Genomic DNA, 14,812 nt, shown 5'->3' on the forward strand with positions numbered 1-14,812 from the left:
GCAACTGAGCGAGAAAGCAGGAATGTCATGGCGCTGGGGCTCGGCATCGACGCAGGGGGTACGGCGACACGTTGGCGACTGGTGGAGTCGAGCGGCGAATGCGTCGCCCAAGGGTCGGTCGAGCCGCTGACGGGTCACCTCTTTTCGCCCACCGCGGAAGAGCGCGCACAGCAGATCGTTTCTGGAATGGCCGTGACGGTCGCTAGGGCCGGCAAGCCCCTAGGGATTATCGCAGGCATTACCGGTCTGACGCAGGAGACGCCCGCCCAAGCCACGATGCGCGGCATCCTGTCGAGGGCGTTCCGGCTGCCCGAGGAGAAGGTATTCGTCGCGGAGGACATGTGGATCGCCTACCTGTCCTATTTCGCCCTGGGCGAAGGCATCCTGGTCTATAGCGGCACAGGCTCCATCGGGTACTACCTGTCCGACACCAAGGAGGTGATCCGGGTCGGCGGACGCGGCAACCTGATCGACGATGCGGGTTCGGGCTTTTGGATCGCTCGGGAAGCCTTGCGGGCTATTCTTCGAGCCGAGGAGGAACGGCCTGGAGACGGCTGGGAGACTGGTCTCGGCACCGCCGTGGCCGAGGCCCTCGGCGGCACGGATTGGAATACGGTGCGTTCCTTCGTGTATGGGGGCGATCGCGGGAAGATCGGCTCCCTGGCCCGCGCGGTCGGGGAAGCGGCCGTCAAAGGCGACCCAACGGCACTCCATATCCTGGAGGATGCCGGCGTGGAACTGGCCCGGCTCGCCAACTGCCTGCTCAAACGCCTCGGCCCGCGCCCTGTCGCCCTAGTGGGCGGCAGCTCCCGACTTCACGGCGTCCTCACGGACGCGTTTCGCCGACAGCTCGTCGCGCCCGTGGAGTTCATCTCCAGCGAGATCGATGCTGCCCTAACGGCAGCTCGCTTGGCCGCGACCCTCAACCGGGCATGAGGCGTGAAGCGTTACCGGAGCGGGTTGCGCAATCCTCCAACCTCGGCCAAGACTCGTGTCGGTGAAGCTCACGTTTGAATGAAATTTGCGATGCACGCTCTCTTTGTCGGCCAGACCTATATCGATGTGACGTTCCTGGCGGATGAGATCCCCACGGGCGATGAGAAGACCGTGGCCCGGGATTATGCCATCTCGTTCGGCGGCAACGCGGTCACGGCTGCTTTTGCGTGCGCCAAACTCGGCATCGTGCCCGACCTGCTGACTTCCATTGCCGATGACTGGCTGGGCCGCATGTTCATCGACATGGCGGCGAAGTACGGCATCTCCGTCCATCACCGGAAAGTCGCCGAATCGTCCCTCTCGTTCATCATGCCGAGGGGCGGCAAGCGCGCCATCGTCCGGTGCCGCGACGACCATTACCTGCATCCGGTTCCGCCTCTCAATCTCGAGGGCTGCCGGGGGCTGCATCTCGATGGCCACCAGACCGATGCCGCCATGCACTATGCCCGCGCCTGCCGCGAGGCGGGCATTCTCACGTCCCTCGATGGCGGGGGCTTGCGCTCCAACACCCATGAGCTGCTGGAATTCATCGACGTAGCCATCGTGGCCGAGCGCCTGTGCGAGCAAATGAACCTGTCCCCGTCCGAGATGCTTGGCTATCTCAAGAGCCGGGGCGTCAAGATCGGCGGCGTGACTTTGGGGGAGCGCGGCCTCGTCTGGTACGACGAGAAAGGGCATGAAGGCACCTTGCCGGCACTTGCCGTTCCGTCGGAGGCCGTGGTGGACACCAACGGGGCCGGCGACATCTTCCACGGCGCCTACGTGTATTCCGCCATGGCGCGGCCGGAGCTTCCCTGGCGCGAGCATTTCATCTTCGCCCGCGCCGCCTCGGCCTACGCAATCCAGCATCTCGGCAACGAAGCCAGCATCCCGACGCTTCAGGATGTGACGCGCACGCAGGAGCAATTCGCGGAGCGGCGGCTCGCGGCCTAGCCGACGCTTTTCGGGTGTCATCACCGGCCTTGTGCCGGTGATCCCGCTTCCGTTGCGCTTTTCCCAATCGAGATGGCCGGGACATGCCCGGCCATGACAAGCGTTGGCTAGTTACGCCGCCTTCTTCTGATAGTCCTTCACGTCCGAGAATTGGATGCCCTTGTAGCGGTCCATCTCGTATTGAAGGTTGAAGGTGTTGGCCGCCATGAAGACCGGCGCGTCGTCGAGATCGCGGGCCATGGACGATAGGTGGCTGTCGATGAACCGGTCGAGCTCGGTGCGATCCGCCGCCGTGATCCAGCGGCAGATGGTGAAGCGGGTCGCATCATAATCGATCGGAAGGCCGTATTCTCCGAGCAACCGTTCCTTCAGCACGTCGAGCTGCAGCGCGCCCACGACGCCCACGATGGCGCCCGATCCGTCCTGCGGCACGAAGAGCTGCACCACCCCTTCCTCGGCCATCTGTTGCAGCGCCTCGCGCAGCTTCTTGGCTTTCATGGCGTCCTGCAGCTTGATGCGACGCAGGATTTCCGGCGCGAAGCTCGGCACGCCGCGGAACACGATGTCCTCGCCCTCGGTGAGGGTGTCCCCGATGCGAAGCGTTCCGTGATTGGGAATGCCCACCACGTCTCCCGCCCAGGCCTCGTCCGCGATGGCCCGGTCCTGCGCGAAGAAGAATTGCGGAGTGTTGAGACTCATGGGCTTGCCGGTGCGCACGAGCTTGGCCTTCATGCCGCGCTGGAGCTTGCCGGAGCAGATGCGCATGAAGGCGATACGGTCCCGGTGGTTCGGGTCCATGTTGGCCTGGATCTTGAACACGAAGCCTGTCATGCGGCCCTCGCCGGCCTCCACGAGGCGCTTGTCCGCCTCCTGGCCGCGCGGCGGCGGTGCGTAGGCGGCCAGCGAGTCGATCAGGTCGCGCACGCCGAAATTGCGCAGGGCGCTGCCGAAGAACACAGGCGTCAGATGGCCTTCGCGGAAGGCCGCGAGATCGAAAGGCTTGCAGGCCTCCTGGGCAAGAGCAACCTCCTCCTGCCAAGCCTCGGCTTCCTCCGGCGGAAGCAACGCGATGAGAGCCTGGTCGTCCGGGCCGGAAACCTCGGTGGGCTCCTCGTCCGTATCGATCCGGCGGACGAGATTGCGCCGCAGGTCGAAGGTGCCGGCAAAGCCGCGGCCCTGGCTGATCGGCCAGGTGACGGGCGCGGTGTCGAGCGCCAGGGTCTTCTCGATCTCGTCGAGGAGGTCGAAGGGGTTGCGCGCCTCGCGGTCCATCTTGTTGATGAAGGTCACGATCGGGATGTCGCGCATCCGGCACACCTCGAAGAGCTTGCGGGTGCGCGCTTCGATGCCCTTGGCGGCGTCGATCACCATGATGGCGGAATCGACGGCCGTGAGGGTCCGGTAGGTGTCCTCCGAGAAGTCTTCGTGGCCCGGCGTGTCGAGCAGGTTGAAGACGCAGTCGCCGTATTCGAACGTCATCACCGAGGTCACGACCGAGATGCCGCGCTCCTTTTCGATGCCCATCCAGTCGGAGCGGGTCGAAACGCGGTTCTTCTTGGCCTTCACCTCGCCGGCGAGCTGGATCGCGCCTCCGAACAGCAGGAGCTTTTCGGTCAGCGTGGTCTTGCCCGCGTCCGGGTGGGAGATGATCGCAAAGGTTCGGCGGCGGCTCACAGGAGCCGGAAGATCGGTCATTGTCTCAAATTCTCTGGGTTCGGAAGCGGGGGGCAAGACGCCGCAGGTCCCGCCTCTTAACGATTGGACTTCTCAACCTATATTGGGCTCTCCCGTCAATAACGAAAGGAGGTGATCAAGTGTCTCATTGTCATACCCTGCGGTCCCCGGTTGCTGCGACCTTGATCTTGGCCTCTGCCGAGGTTCGTGCGTAACGCACATAAAGGCGCGGCTCTCTCGGGGCCGCGGACCCGACAATGGAAAGGCCGCCTTCGGGCGGCCTTTCTTGTTTGCATCAGGCGCTCAAGAGCTTGCCCGTCCGGCGAGCCTCAAGGCCCGCAACCTTGGCCAGGCGCATTCCTTCCGTGGCGAACCGCAGCGACACCCGGGCGAACATCACCCCATCCGTGGGCGATGGAACCGGCGTGACCACACCTGTCAGGGGATCCACGATGTCGGCCACCACGTCGCCCTTCTTGAGCCGGTCGCCGACCTTGGCCTGGAACACCACGATCCCATAGGCGGGCGCCGGAACAGGCTCGGAGGCAGCAAGCGGCGTCGGCGCGCACAAAGCCTCGGGCACCTGGGGCTTCTCACCCGTGATGGCGCCCCGCAGGATCATGTAATCCACCAGCGCCGCCGCGTCCTGGCGGGCGGTCTCATGGCTCACGTCGCCCTCCCCTCGGAACTCCAGGGTCGTCGAATGGCAGCCGAACGGAACTGGATGGTCAGAAAAGCGGTCCGCGAGCTCGGCCCACGGCCGGCTGCAAGCTTCGTCGAAGGGCTCATCGCCGGACTCATCCGCCAGCAGGAACGCCTGAGCGCCGATGAGCGCCGAAAGCGGCGCGAGGTCGTCCGACGAGCGGGTGTGGGTATAGAGGTGCACGACGGCCTCACTGTCGCAGTGCATGTCGAGCACCAGATCGGCTTCAATGGCGAGGCCCAGCAGGGTCTTCTTGAGCGCGTCCGCGGCATTCGCCGCCTGCCAGTCGGCAAGTTCCGCCCGCAGGGCCTCGCGGATCAGCCGGACATTGGCCTCTGGAAAGGCCGTGAGTTTGCCGTCGAGGCGCTCGGCGACCTTCGGCACCAGATACGGATAGCCCCGATTGAAATTGACCCCGTTGGAGAGATCGAACCGGCCGACCGGCTGGCCGAGAACCTTCTGGGCGAGGCCGATGGGGTTGGCGGAGGGCACGAGGACGATCTCGCCCTTGATCCTTCCCTCGGCCTCGAGGGCAGTGAGGCGTTCCCGCAGGTGATAGGCAGCAATCATGCCGGGGATTTCGTCCGCGTGAAGCGACGCCTGGATATAGATCAGGGGACGTGCGCCTGCCTCGCCGAAGCGATGAACGGTCAGACTAAGGCTTGCGCCGGGGGCGAGCGGCGAGAGGGCGATCTGTTCTGTTCTCATGGGGACCTGGAAACGGTGGCGGCTTGCGTGGGAGCCGCCGAAGTACCAGTCATCGCGATCTTTGAACAGGCAAAGGCGTTCAGCCGGCCACCCATCCCTGCGACTGGAAAATGAAACGCTCCGGTTTCGTCACCAGGGCCGCCAGCCCTTCGAGGGCCGGCTCCGGATTGACGATCACATAGACCGGGACGCTGCGGGCCCAGGCATCATGGGGGGCCTTGCGGTCGAAAGCCTCCCGGAAGCCGCCGCTTTGCAGGATGTCGACCATGCGGGGCGCAATGCCGCCCGCGATGAAGACACCGCCCGATGCTTCGAAGGTCAGGGCCAGATCCCCCGCGAACCGTCCGAGCCAGCGGGCGAAGACGTCGAGCGTTGCGCTGGCGAGCCCGTCGCCTTCGCGAGCCGCGGTCAGGACGTCATTGGGCAGGGTGAACGGGCATTCCACCGCGCGGTGGGCCGCGAACGCCTTCGAGAGCCGGAACAGGCCGGGACCTGACAACACGACCTCGGCAGACACGCGGCCCCCGACCCGCTCCAGATGGCGAAACAGCGCCGCTTCCTCATCCACGGTCGGGCCGAATTCCATATGGCCCGCCTCGGTGGCGAGGATCGCAAGGCGATCCTCGACCGGAACGATGGCCCCGGCGCCGAGTCCGGTTCCGGGCCCCAGCACCACGCGGGCGCCGGGCTTGACGGGCATCACGTCGCCCAAAGGAGCGAGATCTCCCCGTTCCAGGTCAAGCACGGTTACCGATGCAGCGACCGGCGTATAATCGTTCACCAGGGCGACCCGGTCGAGGCCGAGTGCCGTGCCGATGGCCTTCGCGTCGATGGTCCATTCCGCATTGGTCAGGCGAATGACGGGTTTGTCCACGCGGGTCGCAACCGCGATCATCGCAGAACGCGGAGCAGGCCCATCGTACCCTTTGAGCGCGATCCTGATCGCCTCCACGGGCTCCGGCGTCTGCGCGGTGAGGGTACGTGGCAGGAGCTGAAGCGGCTCCCCCGGAGAGCGCAGAACGGCGAACCGGGCATTGGTGCCGCCGATATCGCCGAGCAGAACAGGAAACGCGAACATCAAGCTTAATAGACCTTTCTGCTTCTTGCCCGGATTGGGAGCGTCAGAACGCTTCCTCCCAGCTCCGGCTCAGGCGTACGGCAGAATTGATGAGACCCACCATGGAGTAGGTCTGGGGGAAATTGCCCCATAACTCGCCGGTCGTGAAGTCGGCATCTTCGGAAAAAAGGCCAAACGAGTTGCGAAGTTCGAGAATGTGCTCGAACAGCTCGATCGCCTCCTGCTTGCGGCCGATGGCGTTCAGGGCATCCACATACCAGAAGCCGCAGATCATGAAGGCCGTGTGCATCATTCCGAAATCGTCCTCCACGTCGTAGCGCAAGAGAAGATCGCCCCGCCGCAGGGTCTTGCCCACGGCCTCCACCGTCGCGACGAACCGCGGATCACTCGGCTTCACGAAGCCTAGTTCGGAGAGCAGCAGCAACGTCGCGTCCAGATGCTCCCCCTCGAAGGAAGACACGAAGGTGCCGGTGCTCTTGTTGAAGGCACGCTCATCGATGACTGCGTGCATGCGGGAGGCGTGCTCGCTCCAGAAGGCGGCCTTGTCCTCGCGGCCCATGGCGCGGGCGATCTTCACGAGACGGTCGCACGCGGCCCAGCACATCACGCTCGGAAAGGTATGCACGGCTGCTTTGGTTCGCAGCTCCCAGGGACCCGCATCCGGCTGGTCGAACACCTCGATGGCGCGCCGGCCGAGCTGTTCGAGATGCTTGAACAGGGCCTTGTTGCCGGTTCGGATCAGGCGACGGTCCAGGAACGCATGAGTGGAGGCGAGCACGATGCTGCCATAGGCGTCGTTCTGGATCTGCGTATAGGCCGCGTTGCCCACGCGGACAGGCCCCATGCCGCGATAGCCCGCAAGCGCCTTCGCTTCGTACTCCTCGAGATTGGTCGAGCGCGTGATGCTGAACAGCGGAGCGAAATCCTTCTGGCTCGGATGGGCGTCGGCGTCGTCGACGATGTTGGCGATATAGGTGAGATACGCCTCCATGGTCTTGGTCGTTCCGAGCCGGTTGAGAGCCTGGATGACGAAATACGCATCACGCAGCCAGCAATAGCGGTAGTCCCAGTTGCGCTGCGTGTTGGGCGCTTCCGGCACCGAGGTGGTGAGAGCCGCCACGATGGCGCCCGTCTCCTCGAAGTTGCAGAGCTTGAGCGTGATGGCGGCGCGGATCACCGCCTCCTGCCAGTCGTAGGGAATCGAGAGCGCACGGACCCAGTCGCGCCAGAAATCGATGGTCCTGTCCAGGAATTCCCGCGCGGTGGAATCCGCCTCCGACCGCAGCGGCTCATCCTCTCCGAAGAAGAACGACATGGGTCGGTCGACCACGAAGGGGCGTTCTTCGGCCACGTAGGAGATGGGCGCATCCGTGGTCAGGCGCAGGGAACTGTCCGGGCCCACGAACCGCAGATGGTTGCTTCCGCGGGTGGTGGTCGGCTGATGCGCCCCCCATTCGAAATGCGGACGAAGCCTGACCCGGATGCGCGGGCGGCCTTTCACCGGACGCACGCGCCGGATCACCTGCGGTGGACGGAAGGTGCGGTCGAAATGCGTGAAGCGCGGCACGAAATCGGTGATCTCGACGATGTTGCCGGACGAATCCGTCATGGTGGAAACCAACACGGCCGTATTCTCGATATAAGCCTGCTCGCAGGTTTGCATGCCGATCTGATCGATGGCGAAAACCCCGCGCTGCTCCGCGTCCGTGCGGCCCTCCGGGCTGTCGAGCAGGGCCGAGAAGACCGGGTCTCCGTCGAAGCGGGGAAAGCAGCCCCAGACGATCTGCGCGCGGCGATCCACCAGGGCGGAGATCATGCAGTTGCCGATGACGGCAAGGTCGAGAGAACTCATGTGTCGGACGTCCAGTTGAATGGGAGGGAGCCCTCACGGGCCCATCGGGACAGGGACTTCCTCAGGTCGGAAGGTGTTCCCAGGCGCTCCCTCGCGACGGTTTCCCCTGCGCCGATGCGGACCGAGAGGCCGCCCAGGGCATTGACCATCTTGAAGCCGTTCTCGTCGGTGAGATCGTCCCCGATGAAGATGGGACGGCGACCCCGATACGGCGGATGCTGAAGAAATTTCTCGATGACTGCGCCTTTGCCGGCGGCGGCGGGAAGGATCTCGGCCACGGCCTTGCCGTGCTGAACGCGGTAACTGCTGCCCAGCGCCTCAACGGCCGCATGGGCCGTCGCGAGGGCGAAATCCTTTTCCTGGGGCGCCTGACGCCAGTGAACCGCCACCGAGCAGCCCTTGTCCTCGATCAGGACGCCCGGTTTGGACGAGACGACCTCCTCAAGGCGCTCGATGGCCGCACGAAGGTCCGGATGATCGTCCGGATCGCACAGCATGAGCCGGCCGGCGATTCGATGTTCGAGGCCATGGAGGCCCGCGGTGTCGAAGAGGGAGGCGCCGAATTGGCCGTCCAGGAAGTTGATCGGACGTCCGCTGATGATGGCGAGCGCGCCGCCAAGGCGCTCCTCGAGCCGCGTCAGGACCTCAGGCAGCGCCGGATCCAAGACGACCGCATCCGGGCGCTCTGCGATGTCGACCAGAGTTCCGTCGAAATCGAGGAAAAGCGCACATTCGTCGTTCGTCACCGGCAACATGGATTGGGTCAACAAAGCCTCACGCATGGTCAGCGCACGCCCCCGGTGCTACCAGGCCCGACCGCCATACGCTGACGCCCGCAGAGGCGTAACGCCGACGGCTACCACTTGGGTGCTGTCCCCCTGTACGAGCCGCCACCTGAACAGGGACGAAACGGCCCTTTGGTTTCCCACGGTCGGACAAGACGCGCAACAGTCGCCTTCATGGGTTTGGGGACGCCCCGGCTCTCGAACGATCTTCAACCTTAATTCCTTCGCGGCGCTCATATATTCGGCCGAACGGCTAAGCTTTAACTCTCCGGGAGACCTAAAGTTTCTGCCTGGCAGCGGGCGGCCTGATTCGCACCGGCAACGACACGCTTCCTCGGCGCTGCGCCGGTCGCCGACCCATAAAAAAGCCGCTGTCGGCTCAAGTCCGACAGCGGCATGATCTAGGTCGAGAGGCAGGAACGTCTAGTGCTCGCGGAACGCGCGGGCAACCTGCTCCTCAAGAGGCTTGAGGAAGTACTCGAACGGCGTGCGCTCGTTGACCTGCACGAAGACCTCCGCCTGCATGCCGGCGATGAGCTTGAGATTGCCAAGGCGCTTGAGCTCATCCAGCGGGAGCCCCACACGGATGGTGTAGAAGGTGGCGCCGGTCTGCTGGTCGCGCGACACGTCGGCCGACACCCGGGTCACGGTGCCGTGCAGTTCGGGTGTCGAGCGCTGGTTCGACGCATGGACGCGCACGGTCGCCTTCTGGCCGATGGCGACCTGATCGATCTCGTTGGGCAGAACCTTGGCTTCGAGGTCGAGCGTGTCGTTGGTCGGGACCACGAACATAACCGGCTCCGCGGGCGAGATCACGCCGCCGACCGTGTGAACGGCGAGCTGGTGAACGAAGCCGTCGCTGGGCGATCGGATATCGATGCGCTTGAGCTGGTCCTCGGCCGCCACCTTTCGCTCGGTGTATTCAGCAATCTTACCCTGGATGTCGCGCAGCTCCTGCATGGCTTCGGCGCGCATCTGCTCGTCGATCTGGATGATCTGGAACGACGTCTCGGCGATGCGACCCTCCGCCTGCGCGATGCCGGCAATGAGCTGGCCGCGCTGGCCCTCGATGCTGGCCGCGTCGCGTTCCAGAGCGTTGAGGCGCGGAAGCTGCACCAAGTTCTTCTGGTAGAGCTCGCGCACGCCTTTCAGCTCGTCGACGATCAGCTCCGCCTCGCGGACCTTGGCGCCCTGCTGGGCCCTGAGGCCGGTAATTTCGTCCTGCGACTGGGAGATGCGCTTGCGGAGCTGGTCCTTCTGAGCCTCCCGGGTGGCCCGGCGCGCCTCGAACAGGGTCCGCTCGGAAGCCATCATGTTCTTGATGGCGGGCTCCTCGAAGCGACCGGCGAACTCGGCCGGGGTCTTCACCTCAGAGGCGCCATCCCGCTCCGCCTCGAGGCGGGCCTGACGGGCCAGATACTCGTCGAGCTGCTTCGACACCACCTGGAGGTTGGCGCGGGTCACGGTCTCGTCGAGACGAACCAGGAGCTCGCCCTCCTTGACGCGCTGACCCTCACGGACCTTCAGCTCGCCGACGATGCCGCCGGTGGCGTGCTGGATCTTCTTGATGCTCGAGTCGACCACGAACTGGCCGCCGGCTACGACCGCGCCCGACAGGGTGGCGGTGGCCGCCCAGAGTCCGATGGTGCCGCCGAACAGGCCGATCAGGGATGCGCCGAGGATGGCCGAGCGACGCAGGGCCGCTTGGTGCCGAGACGGCTTCGGTGCTGGCTTCATGACTAACATTTATCCGACCTCCCGCAGCGAGGCGCCCTGAGGCGCGCCCTGCGCGGCCGGCGCTGCCTTCGCGGGTGCCGGCGTGGTGTTGCGTTTCATGACGGACTGCAGGACCTCGTCCCGCGGCCCCATGGCCTTGATGCGCCCCTCTTCCATGATGGCCACGAGATCCACGTTCCCGAGAGCCGCTGGACGATGGGTGATGACGATCACGATGCCGCCGCGTTTGCGCACCGCCAGAATGGCCTGGTTCAGGGCTTCGTCGCCAGCCCCGTCGAGGCTGGCGTTCGGCTCGTCGAGCACCACCATGAAGGGGTTACCATAGAGGGCGCGGGCAAGGGCGACGCGCTGGCGCTGGCCGCCCGACAGGGAGGTGCCACTTTCGCCGATGCGGGTGTTGTAGCCCTCGGGCAGGCCGAGGATCAGCTCGTGAGCGCCGGCCGTCTGGGCGGCCTCGATGATGGCCTCCGGGTTGGCCTGGGGCTGGAAGCGGGCGATGTTCTCGGCAACCGTGCCGTCGAACAGCTCCACGTCCTGCGGCAGGTAGCCGATATGGCGTCCGAGCGCATCGGATTCCCACTGCTCGATGGCGGCGCCGTCGAGGCGGATGTCGCCGCGCAGGGTCGGCCAGACACCCACGAGAGCGCGGGCGAGGGTCGACTTGCCCGAGGCGCTGGGCCCGATAAGGCCGAGGCCCTGGCCGGCGCGAAGCTGGAGCGAAGCCGCCTGGACAATTGCCCCGTTGGAGCCAGGCGCACCCACATAGATGTCCTGGGCCACCAGCTCGGCCTTCGGGGCCGGCAGGGGCATCTGCTGCTCCTGGGCCGGAACGACCGAGAGGATGTGTTCAAGGCGGCGGTAGCCCTGGCGGGCGGCCGTGAAGCCCTTCCAGTGGGCGACGGCGATTTCGATGGGGGCCAGCGCGCGGGACATCATGATGGACGCCGCGATCATCGCGCCGCCCGACACCTCGCCTTGGATCACCAGATAGGCCGCGAGACCGAGGATGCCCGACTGGAGCACCATGCGGAACACCTTGGCGAAGGCGCTGATGCCGGAGGTGGACTCGCTGGCGCGCAGGCCGTCATCCACGTGCCGGGTATGCACCTCCTCGTAGCGGCGCCCCAGGAAGTTCACCATGCCCAGGGCGCGGATGACCTCCGCGTTGCGGCGGCTGGTCTCGGCCATGGAGTGGCGCTCAGCGGAGCTTTTGGTGAGCTCGTAGGAGGGGCCCTTGCTCTTCGCGTCCGTGTAGAGGGTCAGGGCGATGATCACGACGCCGCCGCAGACCGACATGATGCCGAGCCAGGGATGGATGATGAAGCAGCCGATGAAGAAGATCGGCATGAACGGCATGTCGAACAGGGCCGTGGGGCCCAAGCTCGACAGGAAGCCGCGGATCTGGTCGAGATCCCGGATCGGCTGCAGGCTTTCAGCCTGCCTGGCGCCCTTCAGCGGCATTGCGGCCACGAGGTCGAAGATCCTGCGGGAAAGCAGTTCGTCGAAGCGGGCGCCGATGCGGGCGAGCATCTTGCCCCTGATGGCGTCGAGGCCGCCCTGGAGCATGTAGGCCGCAAGACAGATGAGCGAGAGACCGATCAGGGTCGGGATGCTACGGCTCGACAGCACGCGGTCGTAGAGCTGGAGCATGTAGATCGACCCGGTCAGCGCCAGGATGTTCACGACTGCCGAGAAGGCCGCGACGCCGATGAACGCCGGGCTGCTGGCCTTCAAGGCGTCGTAAACCTCGTTGGTGTCGTCTCTTCTTCTCGATGCCTGCTTCATGTGCTCTTCCATGGGCGGACCGAAACCAGCGGCGCCGCACGTTCGTATTACGGTGGCCTCGTGCAAAACGATCATACAGCACGAGACGTGCCGTCGCGAGACGGCTGCGATGTTGGGCTGATGCTATGAGAGCGTACCTCCGCCGCCACGCGAGAGGTGGTTGATGTCGGCTCGCATAGTAACGAAAGGCCCCCAAAGCCCCGGCGCTTTCCCTTACGCCATGCTATTTGTAACCCTATTCCATGTAACTATGTCAACTAAAAGGCATAAGGGCATGCCTCTTTTATTGATTTCCTATATAAATGAAGGGGGTACGAAACGTGACCGCCCAGCTTTAGCGTAACTCTTCGGTAAATTTTTATAGTTAAGACTGATGTGTCTTCAGATGAGGTCACATCATGGACTTGCGAAACCAATCCCCCGAGACATCCGCCGTTCGCAGTCAAACGGCCGAATCAGCTTCCGCAAAGGAAACTGCCAGCATCGTCCGGATCGATCCTCAGGCAAGCGCCGCCCTGGCATCCGCCATCAACAGCGCAAAGCAGGGAGTGAACCTGGAGGGCGCAGCGGGTTCCACGGAACCGCAGGAAACCACGCCGGACGCGATGCCTCTCGCAGGGGCCCGCAAGGGTTACTCGAACACGTACTTGAGCCGCGCCGCGATGGGCCTCGTGCTGATCGGGTCATGCTGGGTCGCTTCCTATGCCGGAACGCTCGCCAGCCGCGATTCGATTCAGCAGTTCGGAACCGACGCTGCGCGGAGCGAGGTCGCTCTAGGCAGGATTAATGGCGAAATCGAGGCCCTGAAATCGGAACTTACCGCCTTCCGGGAGGCCATAAACGCAGCATCGGCGGCGGAGCGCCGCCAGAGCGCCAAGCTTGGCGAGAAGATCGACGGGTTCAGTCAGGCCCTGCGCAGCGCGGATGCAACGCGAAACTCCGATGCCAAGTTCGCGGCTCTCGATGCCCGACTCGGGAAGATGGAAGGTCAGATCCTGACCACTTTGGCCGGCATGACGGCCAAGCCGGCCGCGCCGGCGACCGACCCCGCCTCCACCGCTTCGGTGGCTCCGACCCCAGTCGCAGCGCCTGTTCCGCCTCCGGCGCCGGCGCCGGCGTCTACGCCTGCGGTCAAGCCTGCCAAGAATGACCCTGCCAAGAACGAACCCGTGGACGGCTGGGTGGTGCGGGAAGTCTATGACGGCGCAGCCCTGGTGGAGGGCCGCAACCGGCGCCTCTACGAGGTCGTGCCCGGCGGCGTCGTCCCCGGCGTGGGCCGGGTCGAGTCGATCGAGCGACGGGGCCGGAGCTGGGTGGTTCTCACGGACAAGGGCGTGATCGGCACCTATCGCTGACGCCTATTCCGCGCCTCAGCGCGGGATGATGGCGCGCAGGCCATAAGTGAGCGCGGTGAAGGCCGCTAGGCTTGCGGCATAGATCAGCACGAACCAGAGCAGGCGCTTTGAGCGCCTGCCCGACGGAGGATTTGATCCCGCCCTCATCAATGGAGCCCGTAGCCCCCGCCCCTGATTTCCTCAGCGACCTTGCCGCGGAAAACATAATAGGCGTAGGCCGTGTAGGCGAAGGTCATCGGCATGGCGATGCCAAAGCCCACCAGGGCGAAGAGTTGGGAATCGACCGTGTTGGCCGTTTGCCAGACCGTAAGAGCCGGCGGAACGTTATAGGGAAAGAGACTGATCCCGAGGCCCAGATAGCCGAGCAGGAACAGGCCGATCGCCAGGAAGAACGGCCTCACGTGGCGGCCCTCCTCCAGATCGCGGAACAGCCGGTAGGCCGTGTAGGCGGTCACGAGCGGAATCGGCGCCAGGAACGCGATGTTGGGCCACGAGAACCAGCGCGCCTCGATATGTCGCTCGAGGAACGGCACCCAAATGGACACGATCGCCATGGCGATGATGGTCCCGATCAGGAATCGGACGGCCATGCGCCGCGCCCAGATTTCGAGCTCGCCCGTGGTCTTCATTACGCACCAGGTTGCCCCGAGCAGCCCGTAGCCGAAGATGAGGCTGACGCCGGTGAGCAGGCTGAACGGCGTCAGGAAATCCCAGGTGCCGCCGGTGAACTGCCGTCCGTCGTTGGAAAATCCCTGGATGAACGCGCCCAGCACGATGCCTTGGGCGAAGGTGGCGATGAGCGAGCCGAAGTGGAACGCGTAGTCCCACAGGAATTTCGACCTCTCGGATTTGAACCGGAACTCGAAGGCCACGCCCCGGAAGATCAGCGCGATGAGCATGAGGATGATCGGCACGTAAAGCGCCGGCATCAGGATCGCGTAGGCCACATGGAAAACCGCGAAAAGCCCGCCTCCGCCGAGGATGAGCCAGGTCTCGTTCCCGTCCCAGATCGGCGCCACCGAGAACATCATTCTGTCGCGCCAATTCTCATGACCAGCGGCCCTGAAGAGGATCCCGACCCCTAGGTCGAAACCGTCGACGATCACGTACATGGCGATGGCGACTGCAATGAGCGCCGCCCAGATCAAGGGAAGCCAGAAAGCCAGTCCTTCGTATTCCGTCCCGAAACCGAACATGATGCTGTCC

The 14,812-nt window shown here is 64.7% G+C and carries 12 protein-coding genes; 3 read left to right on the top strand and 9 right to left on the bottom strand.

Going from position 1 to position 14,812, the window contains the following annotated elements; all coding sequences use genetic code 11:
* Nucleotides 1–27: 27 nt before the first annotated feature.
* Both DRB19_RS18400 and DRB19_RS18405 read left to right on the top strand, forming a co-directional pair.
* Complete coding sequence (locus tag DRB19_RS18400) at nt 28–936, top strand: N-acetylglucosamine kinase (protein ID WP_114187488.1); 909 nt, start codon at nt 28–30, stop codon at nt 934–936.
* A 90-nt stretch (nt 937–1,026) separates the two neighbouring features.
* Nucleotides 1,027–1,929, top strand: coding sequence for a sugar kinase (locus DRB19_RS18405; protein WP_114187489.1), 903 nt, complete (start codon nt 1,027–1,029; stop codon nt 1,927–1,929).
* Nucleotides 1,930–2,040: 111 nt separating this feature from the next.
* Here the strand turns inward: DRB19_RS18405 and DRB19_RS18410 are convergent, their stop codons facing one another.
* The 7 genes from DRB19_RS18410 to DRB19_RS18440 form a co-directional block, all read right to left on the bottom strand.
* A complete protein-coding gene (locus DRB19_RS18410; RefSeq protein WP_114187490.1) occupies nt 2,041–3,624 on the bottom strand; it encodes a peptide chain release factor 3 in 1,584 nt (527 codons plus the stop codon).
* A gap of 274 nt (nt 3,625–3,898) precedes the next feature.
* Nucleotides 3,899–5,014, bottom strand: coding sequence for a succinylglutamate desuccinylase/aspartoacylase family protein (locus tag DRB19_RS18415; RefSeq protein ID WP_114187491.1), 1,116 nt, complete (start codon nt 5,012–5,014; stop codon nt 3,899–3,901).
* Nucleotides 5,015–5,093: 79 nt separating this feature from the next.
* Nucleotides 5,094–6,074: a glucokinase gene (locus tag DRB19_RS18420; RefSeq protein WP_373867374.1), complete on the bottom strand. Its 981-nt coding sequence runs from the start codon at nt 6,072–6,074 to the stop codon at nt 5,094–5,096.
* A gap of 61 nt (nt 6,075–6,135) precedes the next feature.
* Nucleotides 6,136–7,944: a glycoside hydrolase family 15 protein gene (locus DRB19_RS18425; protein ID WP_114187493.1), complete on the bottom strand. Its 1,809-nt coding sequence runs from the start codon at nt 7,942–7,944 to the stop codon at nt 6,136–6,138.
* Nucleotides 7,941–8,699 (bottom strand): trehalose-phosphatase, encoded by a 759-nt coding sequence (gene otsB / locus DRB19_RS18430; protein WP_114187494.1) that lies wholly within the window; start codon nt 8,697–8,699, stop codon nt 7,941–7,943. Before otsB ends, DRB19_RS18425 begins: the two co-directional genes overlap by 4 nt.
* A 453-nt stretch (nt 8,700–9,152) precedes the next feature.
* Nucleotides 9,153–10,466 carry an HlyD family type I secretion periplasmic adaptor subunit gene (locus tag DRB19_RS18435; RefSeq protein WP_308494308.1) on the bottom strand — a complete coding sequence of 438 codons (1,314 nt, stop codon included), beginning with the start codon at nt 10,464–10,466 and terminating at the stop codon, nt 9,153–9,155.
* Nucleotides 10,467–10,475: 9 nt separating this feature from the next.
* Nucleotides 10,476–12,251 carry a type I secretion system permease/ATPase gene (locus tag DRB19_RS18440; RefSeq protein ID WP_114187496.1) on the bottom strand — a complete coding sequence of 592 codons (1,776 nt, stop codon included), beginning with the start codon at nt 12,249–12,251 and terminating at the stop codon, nt 10,476–10,478.
* 398 nt (nt 12,252–12,649) lie between these two features.
* Between DRB19_RS18440 and DRB19_RS18445 the strand changes: the two genes are divergently transcribed.
* Entirely contained in the window at nt 12,650–13,606 is a 957-nt protein-coding gene (locus DRB19_RS18445) for a hypothetical protein (protein WP_114187497.1), read from the top strand.
* Nucleotides 13,607–13,621: 15 nt separating this feature from the next.
* Here DRB19_RS18445 and DRB19_RS18450 read toward each other — a convergent pair whose 3' ends face one another.
* Entirely contained in the window at nt 13,622–13,753 is a 132-nt protein-coding gene (locus DRB19_RS18450; RefSeq protein ID WP_114187498.1) for a DUF2474 family protein, read from the bottom strand.
* Nucleotides 13,753–14,802 (bottom strand): cytochrome d ubiquinol oxidase subunit II, encoded by a 1,050-nt coding sequence (cydB, locus tag DRB19_RS18455; RefSeq protein ID WP_114187499.1) that lies wholly within the window; start codon nt 14,800–14,802, stop codon nt 13,753–13,755. The genes DRB19_RS18450 and cydB overlap by 1 nt, the downstream gene beginning before the upstream one ends.
* Nucleotides 14,803–14,812: the final 10 nt, after the last annotated feature.

Source organism: Microvirga aerophila, from assembly GCF_003332305.1.
GTDB lineage: Bacteria > Pseudomonadota > Alphaproteobacteria > Rhizobiales > Beijerinckiaceae > Microvirga > Microvirga aerophila.

Coding starts and splice junctions, on each gene's coding strand:
- DRB19_RS18405 (WP_114187489.1), top strand. CDS start 1,027: ATGCACGCTCTCTTTGTCGGCCAGACCTATATCGATGTGACGTTCCTG.
- DRB19_RS18425 (WP_114187493.1), bottom strand. CDS start 7,944: ATGAGTTCTCTCGACCTTGCCGTCATCGGCAACTGCATGATCTCCGCC.
- DRB19_RS18450 (WP_114187498.1), bottom strand. CDS start 13,753: ATGAGGGCGGGATCAAATCCTCCGTCGGGCAGGCGCTCAAAGCGCCTG.
- DRB19_RS18410 (WP_114187490.1), bottom strand. CDS start 3,624: ATGACCGATCTTCCGGCTCCTGTGAGCCGCCGCCGAACCTTTGCGATC.
- DRB19_RS18400 (WP_114187488.1), top strand. CDS start 28: ATGGCGCTGGGGCTCGGCATCGACGCAGGGGGTACGGCGACACGTTGG.
- otsB (WP_114187494.1), bottom strand. CDS start 8,699: ATGTTGCCGGTGACGAACGACGAATGTGCGCTTTTCCTCGATTTCGAC.
- DRB19_RS18445 (WP_114187497.1), top strand. CDS start 12,650: ATGGACTTGCGAAACCAATCCCCCGAGACATCCGCCGTTCGCAGTCAA.
- DRB19_RS18435 (WP_308494308.1), bottom strand. CDS start 10,466: ATGAAGCCAGCACCGAAGCCGTCTCGGCACCAAGCGGCCCTGCGTCGC.
- cydB (WP_114187499.1), bottom strand. CDS start 14,802: ATGTTCGGTTTCGGGACGGAATACGAAGGACTGGCTTTCTGGCTTCCC.
- DRB19_RS18415 (WP_114187491.1), bottom strand. CDS start 5,014: ATGAGAACAGAACAGATCGCCCTCTCGCCGCTCGCCCCCGGCGCAAGC.
- DRB19_RS18440 (WP_114187496.1), bottom strand. CDS start 12,251: ATGAAGCAGGCATCGAGAAGAAGAGACGACACCAACGAGGTTTACGAC.